This window comes from Pseudomonas sp. A2 (genome assembly GCF_023100865.1).
Classification (GTDB): domain Bacteria; phylum Pseudomonadota; class Gammaproteobacteria; order Pseudomonadales; family Pseudomonadaceae; genus Aquipseudomonas; species Aquipseudomonas asiatica.
Genome location: NZ_CP039127.1, coordinates 2931015 through 2948187, shown reverse-complemented (window position 1 = coordinate 2948187; position 17173 = coordinate 2931015). Strand labels below are relative to the sequence as shown.

At 60.9% G+C, this 17173-nt stretch carries 17 protein-coding genes; 7 read left to right on the top strand and 10 right to left on the bottom strand.

Annotated elements, in window-relative coordinates:
* Positions 1 to 70: 70 nt before the first annotated feature.
* The 4 genes from E5221_RS13755 to E5221_RS13740 form a co-directional block, all read right to left on the bottom strand.
* Positions 71 to 403 (bottom strand): hypothetical protein, encoded by a 333-nt coding sequence (locus E5221_RS13755; protein WP_247847669.1) that lies wholly within the window; start codon positions 401 to 403, stop codon positions 71 to 73.
* Positions 404 to 701: 298 nt separating this feature from the next.
* Entirely contained in the window at positions 702 to 857 is a 156-nt protein-coding gene (locus tag E5221_RS13750) for a hypothetical protein (protein WP_247847668.1), read from the bottom strand.
* 413 nt (positions 858 to 1270) lie between these two features.
* On the bottom strand, positions 1271 to 3082 hold the full coding sequence (locus E5221_RS13745) for a DAHL domain-containing protein (protein WP_247847667.1): 1812 nt from the start codon (positions 3080 to 3082) through the stop codon (positions 1271 to 1273).
* Complete coding sequence (locus tag E5221_RS13740) at positions 3079 to 4005, bottom strand: cytochrome c peroxidase (protein WP_182329347.1); 927 nt, start codon at positions 4003 to 4005, stop codon at positions 3079 to 3081. Before E5221_RS13740 ends, E5221_RS13745 begins: the two co-directional genes overlap by 4 nt.
* 171 nt (positions 4006 to 4176) lie before the next feature.
* Here E5221_RS13740 and E5221_RS13735 point away from each other — a divergent pair, with 171 nt between their 5' ends.
* Both E5221_RS13735 and E5221_RS13730 read left to right on the top strand, forming a co-directional pair.
* The gene (locus E5221_RS13735; RefSeq protein WP_247847666.1) at positions 4177 to 5544 is read left to right on the top strand and encodes an HD domain-containing phosphohydrolase; all 1368 of its coding nucleotides are present in this window, start codon (positions 4177 to 4179) and stop codon (positions 5542 to 5544) included.
* Between the two features lie 130 nt (positions 5545 to 5674).
* A complete protein-coding gene (locus E5221_RS13730; RefSeq protein WP_247847665.1) occupies positions 5675 to 6340 on the top strand; it encodes an SOS response-associated peptidase family protein in 666 nt (221 codons plus the stop codon).
* Positions 6341 to 6471: 131 nt separating this feature from the next.
* Here the strand turns inward: E5221_RS13730 and E5221_RS13725 are convergent, their stop codons facing one another.
* Both E5221_RS13725 and E5221_RS13720 read right to left on the bottom strand, forming a co-directional pair.
* Positions 6472 to 6801, bottom strand: a complete 330-nt coding sequence (locus tag E5221_RS13725) for a hypothetical protein (protein ID WP_247847664.1) — start codon at positions 6799 to 6801, stop codon at positions 6472 to 6474.
* 532 nt (positions 6802 to 7333) lie between these two features.
* Positions 7334 to 7693, bottom strand: a complete 360-nt coding sequence (locus E5221_RS13720; protein ID WP_061552408.1) for a DUF6713 family protein — start codon at positions 7691 to 7693, stop codon at positions 7334 to 7336.
* Between the two features lie 144 nt (positions 7694 to 7837).
* On the opposite strand from E5221_RS13720, the gene E5221_RS13715 reads away from it, so the two are divergent.
* The 3 genes from E5221_RS13715 to E5221_RS13705 all read left to right on the top strand — a co-directional run bounded on the left by E5221_RS13715 (position 7838) and on the right by E5221_RS13705 (position 11266).
* Positions 7838 to 8206 (top strand): integrase, encoded by a 369-nt coding sequence (locus E5221_RS13715; RefSeq protein WP_247847663.1) that lies wholly within the window; start codon positions 7838 to 7840, stop codon positions 8204 to 8206.
* A gap of 32 nt (positions 8207 to 8238) precedes the next feature.
* Positions 8239 to 9825, top strand: a complete 1587-nt coding sequence (locus tag E5221_RS13710; RefSeq protein WP_013972511.1) for an ABC-F family ATPase — start codon at positions 8239 to 8241, stop codon at positions 9823 to 9825.
* Positions 9826 to 10072: 247 nt separating this feature from the next.
* A complete protein-coding gene (locus E5221_RS13705) occupies positions 10073 to 11266 on the top strand; it encodes an MFS transporter (RefSeq protein ID WP_061552197.1) in 1194 nt (397 codons plus the stop codon).
* Here E5221_RS13705 and E5221_RS13700 read toward each other — a convergent pair.
* Positions 11228 to 12274, bottom strand: a complete 1047-nt coding sequence (locus E5221_RS13700; protein WP_015270209.1) for a hypothetical protein — start codon at positions 12272 to 12274, stop codon at positions 11228 to 11230. The genes E5221_RS13705 and E5221_RS13700 overlap by 39 nt on opposite strands.
* A gap of 200 nt (positions 12275 to 12474) precedes the next feature.
* Between E5221_RS13700 and yghU the strand changes: the two genes are divergently transcribed.
* Positions 12475 to 13317: a glutathione-dependent disulfide-bond oxidoreductase gene (gene yghU / locus E5221_RS13695; RefSeq protein ID WP_013972508.1), complete on the top strand. Its 843-nt coding sequence runs from the start codon at positions 12475 to 12477 to the stop codon at positions 13315 to 13317.
* 123 nt (positions 13318 to 13440) lie between these two features.
* Here yghU and E5221_RS13690 read toward each other — a convergent pair whose 3' ends face one another.
* Positions 13441 to 14766, bottom strand: a complete 1326-nt coding sequence (locus E5221_RS13690) for a sigma-54 dependent transcriptional regulator (RefSeq protein WP_123085618.1) — start codon at positions 14764 to 14766, stop codon at positions 13441 to 13443.
* A gap of 342 nt (positions 14767 to 15108) precedes the next feature.
* On the opposite strand from E5221_RS13690, the gene E5221_RS13685 reads away from it, so the two are divergent.
* The gene (locus tag E5221_RS13685; protein ID WP_247847662.1) at positions 15109 to 15375 is read left to right on the top strand and encodes a hypothetical protein; all 267 of its coding nucleotides are present in this window, start codon (positions 15109 to 15111) and stop codon (positions 15373 to 15375) included.
* Between the two features lie 107 nt (positions 15376 to 15482).
* Here E5221_RS13685 and E5221_RS13680 read toward each other — a convergent pair whose 3' ends face one another.
* Together E5221_RS13680 and E5221_RS13675 are read right to left on the bottom strand one after the other, a co-directional pair.
* Positions 15483 to 16049: a VWA domain-containing protein gene (locus tag E5221_RS13680; protein WP_013972505.1), complete on the bottom strand. Its 567-nt coding sequence runs from the start codon at positions 16047 to 16049 to the stop codon at positions 15483 to 15485.
* A gap of 101 nt (positions 16050 to 16150) precedes the next feature.
* On the bottom strand, positions 16151 to 17173 hold the full coding sequence (locus E5221_RS13675) for an AAA family ATPase (protein WP_015270206.1): 1023 nt from the start codon (positions 17171 to 17173) through the stop codon (positions 16151 to 16153).

The following is a 17173-nucleotide window of genomic DNA, read 5'->3' as shown; positions in this document are numbered from 1 at the left end:
TGCGGCTGGGGTCGGCAAATGCAAAAAGCCCGCTCTCGAGGGCGGGCCTTTTGCATCAAGGGTCAGATGATCATGCTTTTGAACACATCAGCGCGGCGTCCAGAAGCCTGCCATGGTCGTACCAGGCATCACGTTGATAGGCCGCGAACTCGCGCCGGGCTCCCGTGCCCCGCACCTCGACCAGGCCACCCGCCGTGTCGGGGTCGGTGCTATCGACAAACAGCCTGACCGAGTTATCGCCATCGACCTGGTAGGTTTTCACATTCCCTTGAAGCTCGCTTTTGACGCACCCCAGGTACGCCGGCGTACTTCTTTCCGTGGCCCCGGCTGCATACCCATGGCCTTGACGCACATCGCGGTCATGCGCACAGCCTGTCATGAACAGTGTGGTGAAGGTGGACATCAGTATTGCACCTGCTACCGATCTTGAACTTTTCACGCGACACGCTCCTGCCACCCCATCGAGTAACTTGGGAAGTGTTGCCGAACTGCATGCCCCTTTTTTGTTTTGGTTTGACCATGTTACTGCTCAATTTTAGCCGGGCAATATGCTTGTTTGCTATATCGGCTCCAGGGCGGGCTTTATCCGCGAAGTTAAACTTCGTTCATGGATCAGCGGGCAAGTTGCAGGCAAGCCAGCCTGGGCGAGCATGCGCTGCCTTGCAGTGTGTTCGCACAGGCGTGGCCGCAAGCGGAAGGCATCAATAGCGGCGGTAGTCCTGACCACCATGGTAGCCGTCGTTGAAATGCCGGTGATGGCCGCCGCCGTGATGCCCACCGTGGTGACAATATGGCCAGCAACCACCGAGCAGCAGCAACCCTGACAACACTACGACCCATACAGTCTTGCGTTTCATGTGCGTACCTCCGGCCAGGCGAAACCAAGCCTTGCTTACGTTGGACCGCACAAAGGTGGGATGTTCAGGCAGAGGTACGCCGCTGGTGATCTTGCGGGCAAGAGTTCAGCTGGCGGTCGACTCAAAGGACGTGCAGCGCCATGTGGCCATGAACCAGACAGGGGGCGGACAAAAATTTGTCCCAAAACCGGGTAGTCACTCTGCAGATGACCCCGATTTCGGGTACAACCAGGCCCACAAATGGGGGTCAGGCGATGGCCTTGAGAAACACAAATGTCGCTGCCAGATCCAGGACCAGCACAGCAACCACAACGAAGATCATGTAGTAGCGGTCATTCTGAGTCATTTCTGCGTACTCCGCATGATCGATGCCCCAGGGTCGCAGCAATTTGCATTCCACTTCCCTGGTGCTCTCAGGCCGACCGGGCCTGATGGATGGGCAGTTCGACCCTGAATGTCGTACCGACGCCCACCTCGCTGTCTACGCGGATTTCGCCACCATGACGCTTGATGATTCCGTACGAAAGTGACAATCCCAGCCCGGTGCCCTGGCCGATGGGCTTCGTCGTGTAGAACGGATCGAAGATCTTTTGCAGGCTTTCGCCAGGAATGCCACAACCATTGTCTGCGACTTCGATCCATACCCACTTGTCACTGGCACCGGTTCGCAGGGTAACTCTGCCACGCTCGGCCCCCATCGCCTGGGTGGCATTGACCAGCAGATTCATGATTACCTGATTGATCTGTGAAGGCAGGCATTCGACCAGCGGCAATGGGCTGTAATCCTTGACAAGGTCCGCCTTGTGCCTGAGTTCGCTGGCAACAATGTTCAGCGTTGACTCTATGCCTTGATGCAAGTCTGACACTTGCCAGTCATGGCTGGTCTCTACTCGCGAAAAGTCCTTGAGGTCCTTGACGATCCGCGCAACGCGGCTGATACCGTCCTTGGATTCGCGGATCAGCGCCGGAATATCCTCCAACAAGTAATCCAGCTCGATTTCCGTGCGCAACTTCGCCAGCTCCGCGCCGAGCGCGTTCGGAACCAGGGTATTTTCCGCGTCAGCATATGCCTTCAGCATGTCCTGCAAACGGCCGAAATAGTCGTCCAGTGTACCGAGGTTGGAAGAGACAAACCCAATCGGGTTGTTGACTTCATGGGCTACGCCGGCTGCCAGTTGACCGAGCGAGGCGAGCTTTTCGGACTGGACCAACTGGTTCTCGAGCAACCGGCGTTCATCCACCTCGCGCTGCAGTGCTGCGCTGGCTTGGGTAAGTGCCTGGGTACGCCGTTCGACCCGCTGTTCCAATTCGTCGTTGGCACTCACCAGCGCTCGGTTTACACGGTTTATTTCGGCGTAGCTACGCATCAGCCACATCCCCATGTACAGCAATAGCAATACCAGCAGGGTGGAAAACACCAACAGGTAGAAATGGTATCGCTGAGCCATCAGCGCTGCTGCTTGCTCGTCGCGGTCCAGCATCAGCGCAATGGCGTCCAGACTCTCGGCGATCGGAACCGCCTCGATCGCTTCAAGTAGTTGATCGACCTTGGGTTGCTCACGAAGAATCAACTCAATGTGTTTGCTGATGGTATCGATGGGCACCTGAAAATTGACAGGCAAGCGCTCCTTGTTGACCGAAAGATTGTTCAGTCCGACAAGGATGTCGGCAGCTTTTTCATCTGTTGTGGCATGGGCAAACTCAAGGCTGCTCAGCATCAGGTCGTAGGTATCGCTGGTGATTCTGCGCAAACGCACTGTATCGGCATCAACCAATTGACGAAGGTGCACCTGTATCACATCGGCCGCAGCCGGGAGAAAAGCCAAGGAATTTCGCAGGATCGCATTGTGCGTCTTGAAGCGCGAGACCAGCAGGACCTTGTCGTCAAAGGCCTGTTGGTAATCGCGAAAAGCCTTTTGCCAAGCGAGCATTTCTGTTTTTTGATGACGCCCTTCCAGCGTGCCGAACTCCCGCCATAGGCGCTTCATTTCAATCAACGGCAGCACCAGCGGGTCGTAGTTGTAATTGGTGGTGGTGCGCGCCTTGAGCACTGCCCCCTCCCACTGTGCATCGTACTGCTTGATCTGGCGAATCAGATCGCGCGCCTGGGCGTAGTTGCCACTCTCATCGGACCTGGACATCCAGTACAGGTAGACCAGCACGGAAGCCAGCGACATGGCGCACGCAGCCAACAGCAGCAGACTGCGGCGAGCGTTCAACCTCATAGCGGTTTACCCTCCCATTGGCCGGTGAGGGTCTGGAGAAACTTGATGATCAGCGCTTTATCATCGTCGCTCGGCGTACGTCCCAACTGATAATGAAACATGGCATCGACGGCTGCTTCCAAGGTGGGCGCCGAACCGTCATGAAAGTAAGGGGCAGTCACCTCCACGTTTCGCAGGCTTGGAACTTTGAACAGGTGGATATCGTCCGGATCACCTGTCACGTTGTAGAGCCCCTGATCTGCCACGGTAACACTGCCACGGTTGGTGAAATAATCATCGAAAACACCGAACTTCTGCAGCATGTTGCCGCCGATATTCACACCCTGGTGGCAGGCTATACAGCCGTATTCCTGGAAGCGCTGATAGCCATGCTTCTCTTCCAGGCTGAGGCTGCTGGTATCTCCTTTCAGATAGCGATCGAAGCGTGAATCGGGTGTGAGCAGCGTGCGCTGGTACGTAACCAGGGCATCTTTGACATCAATGGTGGTCACCGGCTTGCCATAGGCTTCGGCAAACCCCGTCTGGTAAGCCGGATCGTCAGCAATTCGTTGAACCACGGTAGCCCAGCCATCTTCTTTGCCGTCCGTATTACCGGTTGCCAGGTGCACCAGGCCGTCAAACGATTGCGCGCGCCCATCCCAGAACTGCAGGAAGTTCAGGCTGGCGTTGAAGACGCTGGGTGTGTGAACTGGCAAGGGTTTGCCATCTGCACCAGGCGAGCGCGCCTGCCCGTCTGCGCCACCACGATCCAGGCGATGGCAATCAGCACAGGACTGGCTGTTATCGAGGGACAAACGCGAGTCATTGAACAGTTTGCGCCCCAGTTCCACCCGGGCAGGGTCAAGCTCAGGCACCGCCGGCAATGGCGTGAGCGGCCCACCAATGCTCTGTGCCAGCCCCCATGCCGGCAAAACCACAAGTATCGAGGCAACGATGCGAACCTGCAGACAAGTCGGCACAGCACAACCCTCCCTGGCGAGATGCACCTGCCTCCGAGCATAGTGAGGCCAACAGACAAAAGCTAACGGCGGGGGCAAATATCATCTAGGCTGTGGCCAGGGAGTAGTCTGGCCGAGACCGGCAGGGAGGGACCCATGGAGCTACCCGTTACCGATGGCGCAGCAGACAAGCCGGTGATACTTCTGGTTGACGACGAGCCCTCGATTCTCAGCAGCCTTCGTCGTCTACTTCGCAACCAACCCTACGAACTCCTCCTTGCCGAAAGCGGTGCCGACGCCCTGCAACTGCTCCAACAACGCCCGATCAATCTGGTGATGAGTGATGCGCGCATGCCAAACATGGACGGGGCAACACTGTTGGCCCACGTACATGAGCGTTTTCCCGACACGTTGCGCATTCTGCTTACGGGGTACGCTGACACGGACACCATCGCAAAAGCCATCAATGATGGGCACATCTATCGTTACATCAGCAAACCCTGGAATGATGAAGAGCTGTTGGTCACCTTGCGCCAGGCATTGGCCCACCAACATTCGGAAAGCGAGCGAAAACGCCTGGAACAGCTGACTCAGGTTCAGATCACGCAACTCAAGGCGCTTAACGAAAGCCTTGAACAGCGTGTAGCGGCGCGCACCGCCGAACTGCAGCAAACTGCCGACATGCTTGACCTTGCCTATGAAGAACTCAAGCGCAGTTACGTGACCACCACCGAGTTCTTTTCGCAGTTGGGCAACATGCGTCTGCCCAAGGCCAAGCAGACCAACCGGCAAGTCATAGAATTGATACGGGTGTATTGCACCAGCCATGGACTGGACGAAGGTACCTGTCGCAACCTGACCATGGCTGCAGCCCTCTACAACATCGGCAAGATGAGCTGGACCGACAACATGCTCACCTGCCCCGCCGATCTCATACCTTCACAAGAGCGCGAACTGTACCGGTCGTACCCGAAACAGAGCGAAGCGCTGGTCATGACCCTGGAGCCAATAAAAGAGGCTGCACAACTCATACTTCACCACCAGGAGGCCTGGGATGGCAGCGGTTTTCCGGATCACCTGAAGGGAGTGGCAATTCCACTGGGCGCCCGCTGGTTGAAAATGGCTGTGGATTTCATCGAATTGCAGCGCGGACTGGTTCTGGATCGCCAGCTCAATAGCGATGAGGCACTGCTCTACATACGCAAGCATGCTGGAAAGCTGTATGACCCAGATCTGGTGGAAGACTTCGTCAATGTCTGTGCCGCGTACATGCGCGACATTACCTTGACCGACCCGGCGATCAAGGTGTTGAGCACGCACGAACTGGCAGAGGGCATGATACTGGCCCGCAACCTAAATGCCGACAATGGCATGCTGCTATTGAATGCCGGCAAGGTACTGAACGGTGCGCTGGTGAAAAAACTGATTGCCTTCGAAGAAATGGAAGGTGGCAGATACAGCGTGTTCGTCAGGGTTCCCGAGCAGGCAGGCAGCCTGCAGCCATCGCCCGCAACGGCAGGCTGACCCCGTTGCGGGCAGGTGCTGAAATCCGTTGGTCATGCATCGTGGCATGCTGGGTGCCTGGCCGTCTCCGTATGACTGCCGGCACTACTACCAGCCAACGGCTATCCTTCAGGTTTCGGTAGGAGGGCGTATGTGCGGAAGGCTCAGCCAGTACCGTGGCATACATGACTTCGTTGAAACCCTGAGCCTGCCAGAGGCCTGGCGGAACAACGTCGGCGACCAGCCGCTTGGCCGGTACAACATCGCGCCGACCACGCCGGTGGCAGTACTGCGGATGGATGATGCATGCCCACGAGCGGACCTGGTGAAGTGGGGATGGCGGCCGCACTGGGCGACCGATCGCGCTGCGCCGATCAACGCCCGCGTCGAGAAGGTGGCGCATGGCCCATTCTTCCGGGCGATCTGGCCGCACCGGGCCATCACCCCAATCGACGGCTGGTACGAATGGGTTGATGAAGGTGGGCCGAAGAAGCAGCCGTACTACATCCGCCGCCAGGATGGGCGCCCTGCCCTTTGCGCCTCGATCGGCCAGTTCACCGGCACAGAGCACGACGGGTTCGTCATCATTACCGCCGACGCTCAGGGCGGAATGGTCGACGTTCACGACCGCCGGCCTGTCGTGTTGTCGCCAGAACTGGCGTACGAGTGGATCGCGGCAGCAATGCCGAGCGAGCGCGCAGAACAACTGGTGCTCAACCTGGGTGAGCCGGCCGAAGCCTTCGAGTGGTACCGGGTGGGTATCGCCGTGGGGAATGTGCGTAACCAAGGTGCCGAGCTGATGAACCCGCTTCAGTGAATGGAGGCAAATCCTTTCCGCGCGCTTTGGTATCAGAAATCGACCTGTACGGAACCCGTTTGAACAGCTTGGACAGATACCACGGGCCGATCACCACTTTTGGGCTACTGCTCATTCCCCCAGCACCAACGTCAATCCCGCTCGGCTCTTTGGCTGGCCTCCGGAGGGGAGTACGCCATGCGATACTCGCCAAGTCGACGAAAAGGTGACTGCTTTATCCAGGGCTGAGCCTTGTGCAAAATAAACAGCTGTAAAGCCCAGAGGCCAAGGCAGAACGTTGTTCTTCCGCCACTCTCCAATGGCATTTCATAAGATAGTGCCACGCCAGCGAACATGATGCTGACAAAGAAGAAACCGCTGGCCAGGGCATTCGCCAGAAAATTGAGCCTGGGCCACTTTTCTGGCAGCAGCTCCAGCGGCCCCAGCGCGATCAGAGCAATGCCGAAAGGCACCGAATACATGATAAATGACGCGGATGGGTCCCCATATCGCAGGATCGCTATCCAAATCGCAAGCCATACGAACGCTGCCGTTGGAGATCCAGTCGGCTTTATTCGTAAGCCAAACGCCCTGAACCTTCGCAAAAAATCCATTACCAATCTCCCTGTTTGGTAAGCGGGGGGAGAATATCACCCCCTTTCAAACAATGACGCCTCCCCGATGAGGCCAACGCTTGGAGCATCCATGACGATGGAATGGCCTGCGCGCTCCAACGGTGTGCTCAGGGGCAAAGCGCATTTCACCGAATTGCCGTCTATCTTCCCGCCCGGGAAGAATGGAGAGCACGTAAAAACCTGCACCACCAGTGGCGCACCGTGTGCTGCATCGACGCGCTGAGCCGCTACCACCCATCGGTGGCCGCTTAGTAGCCCGAACAACCAGCATCACTTCAGCCTGACGTTAACTGCCCGATGCCCTGCTCCCCATCGCAGGCTGCACCGGAGTGTTATTTAAATGTGCAGCGATGCAGGATCGTAAGCGCGGCGCCTGCGATCATTGCGATGAGGATCGTATCCCTGCCATCAGCCATACAGAGCTGGCCAAGCACAGAATGAGGATGGAGATCGAAGCAGGCAGGTGAAACTGGTGATATCCAGCCAATCCGAAGCCGGCATGGACAAGGAACGTGATCAGGCCTAGGCCAACACAAACTTTGGCGAAAAACACCGCGTTGACCGTACCCAGCAACACGCTTCGATAACCAACCAGCAACACTGGTATTGCCAAGATATTGAACAGGAGAAAGCCCTGTACCCCACCAGGTAGGAAAAACATCTCCCACTCGTGCCAATACGCAGCATCTATTTGATGAAGAATCAGTGCAAGCATCGTTACGAAATAGCTTCTTTCCATGTAAGCAATCCCTTCAGCTAGTGGTGATCATCCCTGAGCAAAGCGCTGACGATGATATCTCGCGCCTCTATGCGACGCTTAGAAATATTCGCAGATCAGTGCTGCTCAACGAGCGCGCTGAATGCCATCCAGCAGGCCCAGAGGATGGCAACGCTCCGGCGCGTGGTATCCAGGTCAGCGCACCCGGTCAGCCCATTTGTGTTCCAACCGAGCAAAGGTGGGCTGTGGATCAACGAGCCAAGTGTTACAATCCGCCACTTCAAATCGGCGCTCAAGGCGCTGAACATCCGTGAACGCCGTCAGTACGACACCCGCCACACCTACGCCACCATGTGCCTGATGTCTGGGATGAACCCCGCGTTCATCGTGAACCAGCCTGGTCACAGCGTTGAGATGTTGCTTTCTACCTACGCGAAATGGATCAGCTCCTCCTCGGACTGGAGGGAGCTGGAGAAGCTGCCGCCCCGAGTCGAATTGGCCCAAAATTGGCCCAAAACTGACGAGAGGGCCTAAATACACCTCTGGAACCCCCGCAGGACAAGCACTTGATTTCTACCGCCAACATCACCATGCAGTTCGGCTCCAAGCCGCTGTTCGAAAACGTTTCCGTCAAATTCAACAACGGCAACCGCTACGGCCTGATCGGCGCCAACGGTTGCGGCAAGTCGACCTTCATGAAGATCCTCGGCGGTGACCTGGAGCCGTCCGGCGGCCAGGTCATGCTCGAGCCGAACACGCGCCTGGGCAAGCTGCGCCAGGACCAGTTCGCCTATGAGGAATTCACCGTGATCGACACGGTGATCATGGGCCACGGCCAGCTGTGGAAGGTCAAGGCCGAGCGCGATCGCATCTACTCGCTGCCGGAGATGACCGAGGAAGACGGCATGGCCGTCGCCGAGCTGGAAACCGAATTCGCCGAGATGGACGGCTACACCGCCGAATCACGCGCCGGTGAACTGCTGCTGGGCCTGGGTATTCCGCTGGAACAGCACTTCGGCCCGATGAGCGAGGTGGCTCCGGGCTGGAAGCTGCGTGTCCTGCTGGCCCAGGCGCTGTTCTCGGATCCGGACGTACTGCTGCTCGACGAGCCGACCAACCACCTGGACATCAACACCATCCGCTGGCTGGAAAACATCCTCACCGCGCGCAACAGCACCATGGTGATCATTTCCCACGACCGGCACTTCCTCAACAGTGTCTGCACCCACATGGCCGACCTGGACTACGGCGAGCTGCGCGTGTTCCCGGGCAACTACGACGAGTACATGACCGCTGCCACCCAGGCCCGCGAGCAGCTGCTGTCGGACAACGCCAAGAAGAAAGCCCAGATCGCCGAACTGCAGACCTTCGTCAGCCGCTTCTCGGCCAACGCCTCCAAGGCCAAGCAGGCCACCTCGCGGGCCAAGCAGATCGACAAGATCCAGCTGGCCGAGGTCAAGCCGTCGAGCCGGGTGAGCCCGTTCATCCGCTTCGAGCAGACCAAGAAACTGCACCGCCAGGCTGTTACCGTCGAAAAAATGGCCAAGGCCTTCGACGACAAGGTGCTGTTCAAGGACCTGGGCTTTACCATCGAGGCTGGCGAGCGCGTGGCGATCATCGGCCCCAACGGTATCGGCAAGACCACCCTGCTGCGCACCCTGGTCGGTGAAATGACCCCGGACAAGGGTGAAGTGAAGTGGACCGACAGCGCCGAAGTGGGCTACTACGCCCAGGACCACGCCCACGACTTCGAAGACGACATGACCCTGTTCGACTGGATGGGCCAGTGGACTTCCGGTGAGCAGGTGATCCGCGGCACCCTCGGGCGCATGCTGTTCTCCAACGACGAGATCCTCAAGTCGGTAAAGGTGATTTCCGGTGGTGAGCAAGGCCGCATGCTGTTCGGCAAGCTGATCCTGCAGAAGCCGAACGTGCTGGTGATGGACGAGCCGACCAACCACCTGGACATGGAATCGATCGAAGCGCTGAACCTGGCGCTGGAGAACTACCCGGGCACCCTGCTGTTCGTCAGCCATGACCGTGAGTTCGTGTCTTCGCTGGCCACGCGCATCATCGAGCTGTCGGCTGATGGCGTGGTGGACTTCAGCGGTACCTACGACGACTACCTGCGTAGCCAGGGTGTGCTGGTCTGATTGATGGGGCGGCCTGGCCATCTTGTATGGCTGGGCCGGCCTCTTCGCGGGCACGCCCGCTCCCACAGGGACTGCACAGGCCTTGAATTCTGTGCAGTCCCTGTGGGAGCGGGCGAGCCCGCGAAGAATTCACCGCCGACCCCACGGGCTGGCACTGCCCGACGAATAATTCGTTAGCCTGCTTTCATTTCCTTCGCGCAACGGCCATGATGGGGCCACGCCCAACCGCCCGCCCGCGAACGAGCCCATGACCGCGCAACAACCTGCCCCCGCCAGTAACACGCTGCAAATCACCCTGCAGATCCTGTCGATCGTTTTCTACACCTTCATCGCCTTCCTCTGCATCGGCCTGCCGATCGCCGTGCTGCCCAGCCATGTGCACGACCAGCTGGGGTTTGGTGCGGTGGTCGCCGGGCTGACCATTGGCCTGCAATACCTGGCCACGCTACTCAGCCGCCCGTTTGCCGGGCGCGTGGCCGATACCCTGGGGGGCAAGCAGGCCATTCGCTTCGGCTTGCTGGGGATTGCCGGCTGCGGGGTGTTGACCCTGCTCTCGGCCTGGACCCTGACGCTACCGCTGCTGAGCCTGGCGCTGTTGCTCGGCGGGCGCCTGCTGCTGGGCGTCGCCCAAGGGCTGATCGGCGTGGCCACGCTGAGCTGGGGCATCAGTCAGGTCGGGCCCGAACACACCGCCAGGGTGATTTCGTGGAACGGTATCGCCTCCTATGGCGCCATCGCCATTGGTGCCCCCTTGGGTGTATTGGCCGTCGACGGGCTGGACTTCAGCGTGCTGGGGCCGGCACTGTTGGTGCTGGCGATATCTGCCTTGCTGGTACTGCGCAAGCGGCCGGACGTGGTGGTGGTACGTGGCGAGCGCCTGCCCTTCTGGTCGGCCTTCGGCCGGGTCGCACCGTGCGGTCTGGGCCTGACCCTTGCCTCTATCGGCTACGGTACCCTGACCACCTTCGTCACCCTGTATTACCTGGAGCGCGGCTGGGTGGGCGCAGCTTGGTGCCTGAGTGCCTTTGGCGTGTGTTTCATCATTTCCCGGCTGCTGTTCGTCAATGCGGTCAACCGCTTTGGTGGTTACAACGTGGCGGTCGCGTGCATGGCCACCGAAGTGCTCGGCCTGAGCCTGCTGTGGCTGGCACCGTCGCCGCCGTGGGCGCTGGTCGGTGCCGGGCTTACCGGTTTCGGGCTATCGCTGGTGTACCCGGCGCTGGGGGTTGAAGCAATCAAGCAGGTACCCAGCAGCAGCCGTGGTGCAGGGCTGGGAGCCTACGCCGTGTTCTTCGACATGGCCCTGGCCATCGCCGGGCCGGTGATGGGCGCAGTGGCCGCACATCTGGGCTATGCCTCGATCTTCTGTGTGGCCGCCCTGCTCGCCCTGGCCGGTGTCGGCCTAACGCTGTTGCTGGCGCGGCGCGCCACTCGCCGCTGAACGCTCGGCCGGCTCCGGCGCGCCCAACGCCTGGCTGAAGAACACCGCGGCTTCCTGCTGCAGGGAATGGTGGATGTGCCGACGATCCACACCTGCGGCGTCCTTGCACAACGCCGGCATCCGCACGGACTGCTCGGCATCGCAATGGGCCATGAACACGAAGTGCCCGGCGCCGGCCAGCAGGCGATAGTCCGGTGTCACCGGCAACTTGCGGGCCAGGGCTTCGGCGTTGCGGTCCACCGCCACCAGCTGGTCGCTGTCGCCACTGTAGATCAGCGCCGGCACCTGCACCCCGGCCAGGGCATGGCGCCCAAACAGCAGGCTGAGCGGCGCCATGAGCATCACGGCCCCCACCCGCTGGTCGGCCTCTGGCACCAGCTCGCTGCGGTCGGCAATCAGTACACCGTGGGTCTTGCAGGCGTCGGCGTCGTCAGGGCGCTCCAGGCAGTACTTGCGCAGGCGGTCCAGGTCCGGGCGCGCGCCTGAGAGGATCAAGGCAGTTTCACCACCGGCCGAGTAGCCGATCACCCCAACCTTGCCACCGTTCAGGTAAGGCCCCAGCAACGCATCATCGCGGGCGGCCGTAATTGCGGCACTCACTTGCAGCGGCCGGCCGTACAGGTTGCTCAGGGTGCCCAGGCGGCTGTGGTCGCGGGCGTTGTCGCCGGGGTGCACCACCGCCACCACGATAAAACCCTGGCGCGCCAGCGACGTCGCCAGGTAGTGCAAGGCCAGCGGGCTGCCGGTATTGCCGTGGGACAGCACCAGCAACGGGAACTGGCCCAATGCTACCGGCGCCTCTTCACTCACATCGACCGGGTAGCCGTCTATCCGGCTGCTGCGGGTCTTGCCAATGGCCGGGTAGAACGCCAGCGCCTGCATGGGCCGGGCATCGACCGGGTCGGCCAGAGTCATGTGATGCAGGCCGACAACCCAGGGTGCGGCCTCGGCATGGGCCAGAAGGCTACCGAGCAGGGCCAGCGCCAGCATGCAGCGAGAAAGAGTCATCGGCCGGCGGTTCCTTGCAGGGCGAAGAGATAGCCCAGCATAGAACCGGCCTGGGCTGCACAGGATGAAACCTGAATGAAACCGAAGTCATGCACTTCACGCCCGCGCCCTATGCATTTGCGCTTTTCGTCGAACCCGTGGCATAGATGCAGGTCCACGTCTCTACGTGACCGTTTCGCGCCATTTAAGGAGATTCACGCATGAGCAAGCCCGCCTACGTGCCACCCAAGGTCTGGCGCAACGACGCCGCGTCCGGTGGCCAGTTCGCCAGCATCAACCGCCCGGTTGCCGGCCCGACTCACGACAAGGACCTGCCGCAGGGCAAGCACCCGCTGCAGCTGTACTCCCTGGCCACGCCCAATGGCGTGAAGGTCACTATCGCCCTCGAAGAGCTGCTTGCCCTGGGCCATCTTGGGGCCGAGTACGATGCCTGGTTGATCCGCATTGGCGAGGGCGACCAATTCTCCAGCGGCTTTGTCCAGGTAAACCCCAACTCGAAGATCCCCGCCCTGCTCGACCGCAGCGTCGAGCCGCCGGTGCGGGTGTTCGAGTCGGGTTCGATCCTGCTGTACCTGGCGGAAAAGTTCGGTGCCTTGCTGCCGAAAGCGCCAGCTGCACGCACCGAAAGCCTGAACTGGCTGTTCTGGCAAATGGGCGCGGCGCCATACCTGGGCGGCGGCTTTGGCCACTTCTATGTGTATGCGCCAGAAAAGTTCGAGTACGCGATCAACCGCTTCACCATGGAAGCCAAGCGTCAGCTGGATGTGCTCGACCGGCGCCTGGCCGAAAGCCGCTACCTGGGCGGCGAGGAATACAGCATCGCCGACATTGCCGTGTGGCCTTGGTATGGCCAGCTGGTACGCGGCAACCTGTATGGCGCGGCGGAGTTCCTGGCGGTGGACGAGTACAAGCATGTGCAGCGCTGGGCCGAGGAGATTGCCTTGCGCCCGGCGGTGCAGCGTGGCACACGGGTGAACCGGACCTGGGGGGATGAGGCCAGCCAGGTGCCGGAGCGGCATGCAGCGGCAGACCTGGACGAATAACACGGCCTCTTGTGGGAGCGGGTTTACCCGCGAATACCGGCGTAGCCCGGTGCCATCCACCGCAGCGCCTGCTTCGCGGGCATGCCTGCTCCCAAAGGCTCGAGCACAGCCGAGGGCTGCTGCTCAGCGAATCTGGTGCTTGTGCAGCAACCGATAGAAAGTCGGCCGCGATATACCTAGCACCTTGGCCGCCACACTCATGTTGTCACTGTGCCGGCTGAGTACATCGCACAGCGCCTGGCGCTCGGCTTGGTGCTTGTACTCTTCCAGCGTGCCCAGCGGTTGCTGTACCTGGTCCAGGGGCTGCAAACCAAGGTCCTGTGCCTCGATTTGCCGGCCTTCTGCGAGCACCAGCCCGCGCCTTACCCGGTTGGCCAACTCGCGGACATTGCCCGGCCAGTCATGCCGGCCCATGGCCGCCAGGGCATGCTCGCTGAACGAGCGCGGTCGACGCCCGGTTTCAAGGCTGTAGAAATGGGCAAAATGACTGGCCAGCATCGCCAGGTCGCCATGCCGGTCTCGCAATGGTGCGGTCACTACCTGCAACACGTTCAGGCGATAATACAGGTCTTCGCGAAAGCGCCCTTGCTCGATGGCCCTTTCCAGGTCCACATGGGTAGCCGCCAGCACCCTGACATCCACCGGGATCGGCTGGCTGCCCCCCACGCGCTCGATGTGCTTTTCCTGCAGAAAGCGCAGCAGGTTGGCCTGCAACTCCAGCGGCAAATCGCCAATTTCGTCGAGAAACAGCGTGCCACCATGGGCCGCTTCGATGCGCCCGGCCTTGCGCTGATGAGCACCCGTGAAAGCGCCCTTTTCATGGCCGAACAGTTCCGACTGGATCAGGTGCTCGGGGATTGCCCCGCAGTTGATGGCAATGAACGGTTGCTCGCTGCGTTGCGACTGGCGATGCAGGGTGCGGGCCACCAGTTCCTTGCCGGTGCCGCTTTCACCACAGATCAGCACCGGCGATTCAGTGGGCGCCAGCTTGCCCAGCAGCTTGCGCAGTTCGCGGATCGGGCGGCTATCACCGAGCAGTTCGTGGCTTGTTTCATCCACCCTCGCCATCCCTTTGCCGCGCAGGCGCGCCATTCCGAAGGCCCGGCCCAGCGTGACCTGAACGCGGGAAACGTCGAACGGCAAGGTGTGGAAGTCAAAGAACCATTCACAAACAAAATCGCCGACGGCCGGCATGCGCAATTGTTCGGCGCTGAGCACGGCAATCCATTCGGTGTTGCTGCGTTTGATCAAGTCCTTGACCCCGTCCGGGCGCCTCAGGTGCGATGCCTGCAAGCGCAACAGGCCCACATCGCAGGGATGATCCAACGCGGCGCCGAGCATGCAGCTGTGCACATCCCAGCCTGCGCTGCGCAATCCGGGTAACAAACGATGGCAGTCATCGCAGGGGTCGACGATGAGCAAACGGCGTTGGGCGGCAGGCTGCTGCATGACCAATCCTTGGCGCCAGTTTTCAGTTTTTTGAAATAAAACAGTAAGTTGTGGCGCCCGATTAACAGTAGCAACTAAGTTGACGGTTCCCAGTACCGTCTGTCTGCCGAATCATTTTTTTACAATGCGTGACGGGAATTTTCGCACTTTATCGACATCACATGGCGGCATGGGCAAGAACGGATTCGACCCTGGCAAATTTTTTTACAACCAATGTGTGACTCGCCCCCGGACAACGAGCATCAGTACACATAACCCCGCGCTGCACTTCGCGATAACCGAGGCGACTTCGAAGCAACGCGGACTTTATCTGGATGTTTGGGACCATAGAGAGACCGAACCATGAATGCCCCGTTCCGTGTCAACGAAGCACTGCTGATTGCCGACCACGCCTTCGAACCCTTCCAGTGCGTAGCCTGGGATGCACCCAACGGTACTGGTGAACTGAGCCTGGCAGTGATCGACCGGACCAGCACCCGCATCGGCAGCAAGCAAGTGTCTTCCCGCATCTATTCCGACCCGGCCCAGTGGGCCAGCCTGATCGAGGAAGTGCGCGCCGAACTGTGCGAAAAAGGTTACGACCTGCAACCGTGGTCAATGCCGAAATAATATCGGCCGGCAAACCAAGTGCGTGCGTCGCCACGCACTTGTACAACTTCCGGGTTGCTGTTCTGGCAACTTTTCTTATTGCGGCATAGTGTCGCACCGGTGCTTTTTCAATCCACCAACCTGAACTGTTGCAGGTGCTGGTAATCCGCCTGAAGTTGCTGCGCCAGGCGCTGCGCACGGCCCAGGCGCACCGGCGCCAGTTCCATGTCCACCAACAGAGTGGCGCACGGCATCGGCTGCACGGTATTCCAGTGTTGCAGGCGACCGTCGGTGAACACCAGGCAGCGTAACGCTTCTTCGGGGTGGGCCCGTTGCCGATCCTGCAACCAGTGCCGAGCTTGCTCCAGTGCAGCGATCAACGGCGTGCCACCACCAGCTCCCAAGGCTTGCAGCCACGGTTGCAAGGCGGCCGAGGCCTTCAGGCCGTGGCGCTGCCACTGCGGTGAGCGCCCGCTGGCGGTAAGCAGGGCCAACCGGGCACGTTGGCGGTAGGCTTGGTCGAACAGCGCCGCCAGCAGCCCTTTGGTTTGCGCCAACGCCTGGTGGCGACGGGTCGAGGCCGAAGCATCGACGATTACCAGCCACAGTTCTGCGGGCCTGGCCTGGCGTTGCTGCCAGCACAGGTCCTGGCGCTGGCGGGGCCGGCCCTTGAGCAGGGTCGGCAGCCAGGCCACCCGCCCGGCCGCAGCACTGCGCGCCCGGCCTCGGCTGGCACCGTATTGCTTACCTGCGCCTGCTTTGGCATCCGCCCCTTTGGCAGGTGACTGGGGGATGCTCAGGGCTTTTTTGCCCAGTTCGGCACCTCGCGGCGCGCGCCGCTGGCCACAGGCTGCGCCGGCATTGCGCCCCAGTCGCCCTGCCCGCCCTGTTCGCCAGGGTTGCCCGCGTCTTGTCGACCGGGTTGCTGTTCAGGCTGCTGCGGCGCCGCAGGCGGGTTGGCCTGGGGCGAAACGCGGCGGCGATGGCGCAAGGCGAACTCGGCCACTGCATCGACATCGGCCTCCTCGATGGCCTCGCCACCACGCCACGCACAGTGGGCGCGTGCGGCGCGCAGCCAGACCAGATCGGCGCGCAGCCCGTCGACCCCAGCGGCATAGCAGCGTTCGGTGATCCAGGCCAGCGCCTGGTCGTCCAGGGCAATGCCGGCCAGGGCCTGACGCGCCGCCTGGCAGCGCTCGCGCAATTGCGCCTGGGCCTCGGCCCATTGCGCGCAAAAGGCCTGCGGGTCGCTGTCGAAGGCCAGACGGCGGCGAATGATCTGCTGGCGCGCCTCAGGCTCGGGCAAGCCTTCCAGGGCCACATTGAGGCCAAAGCGGTCGAGCAACTGCGGGCGCAGTTCGCCCTCCTCCGGGTTCATGGTGCCGATCAGTACGAAGCGGGCGCTGTGCCGGTGCGAGATGCCGTCGCGCTCGATGCGGTTGGTGCCGCTGGCTGCCACATCGAGCAGCAGGTCGACCAGGGTGTCGGGCAGCAGGTTCACCTCATCGACGTACAGCACGCCACCATCGGCCTGGGCCAGTACTCCTGGGGAGAACTGCGCCTTGCCCTGCCCCAGTGCGGCATCCAGGTCGAGGGTGCCGACCAACCGCTCTTCGCTGGCGCCCAGTGGCAGGGTCACGAACGGGCCCTCACCGAGCAGGTCGGCCAAGCCACGGGCCAGGGTACTCTTGGCCATGCCACGTGGCCCCTCGATCAGCACGCCGCCGATCTTCGGGTCGATTGCGGTCAGGCACAGCGCCAGTTTCAGGTCATCGGCACCGACCACGGCTGCCAGTGGAAATTGCACGGGTTCACTCAT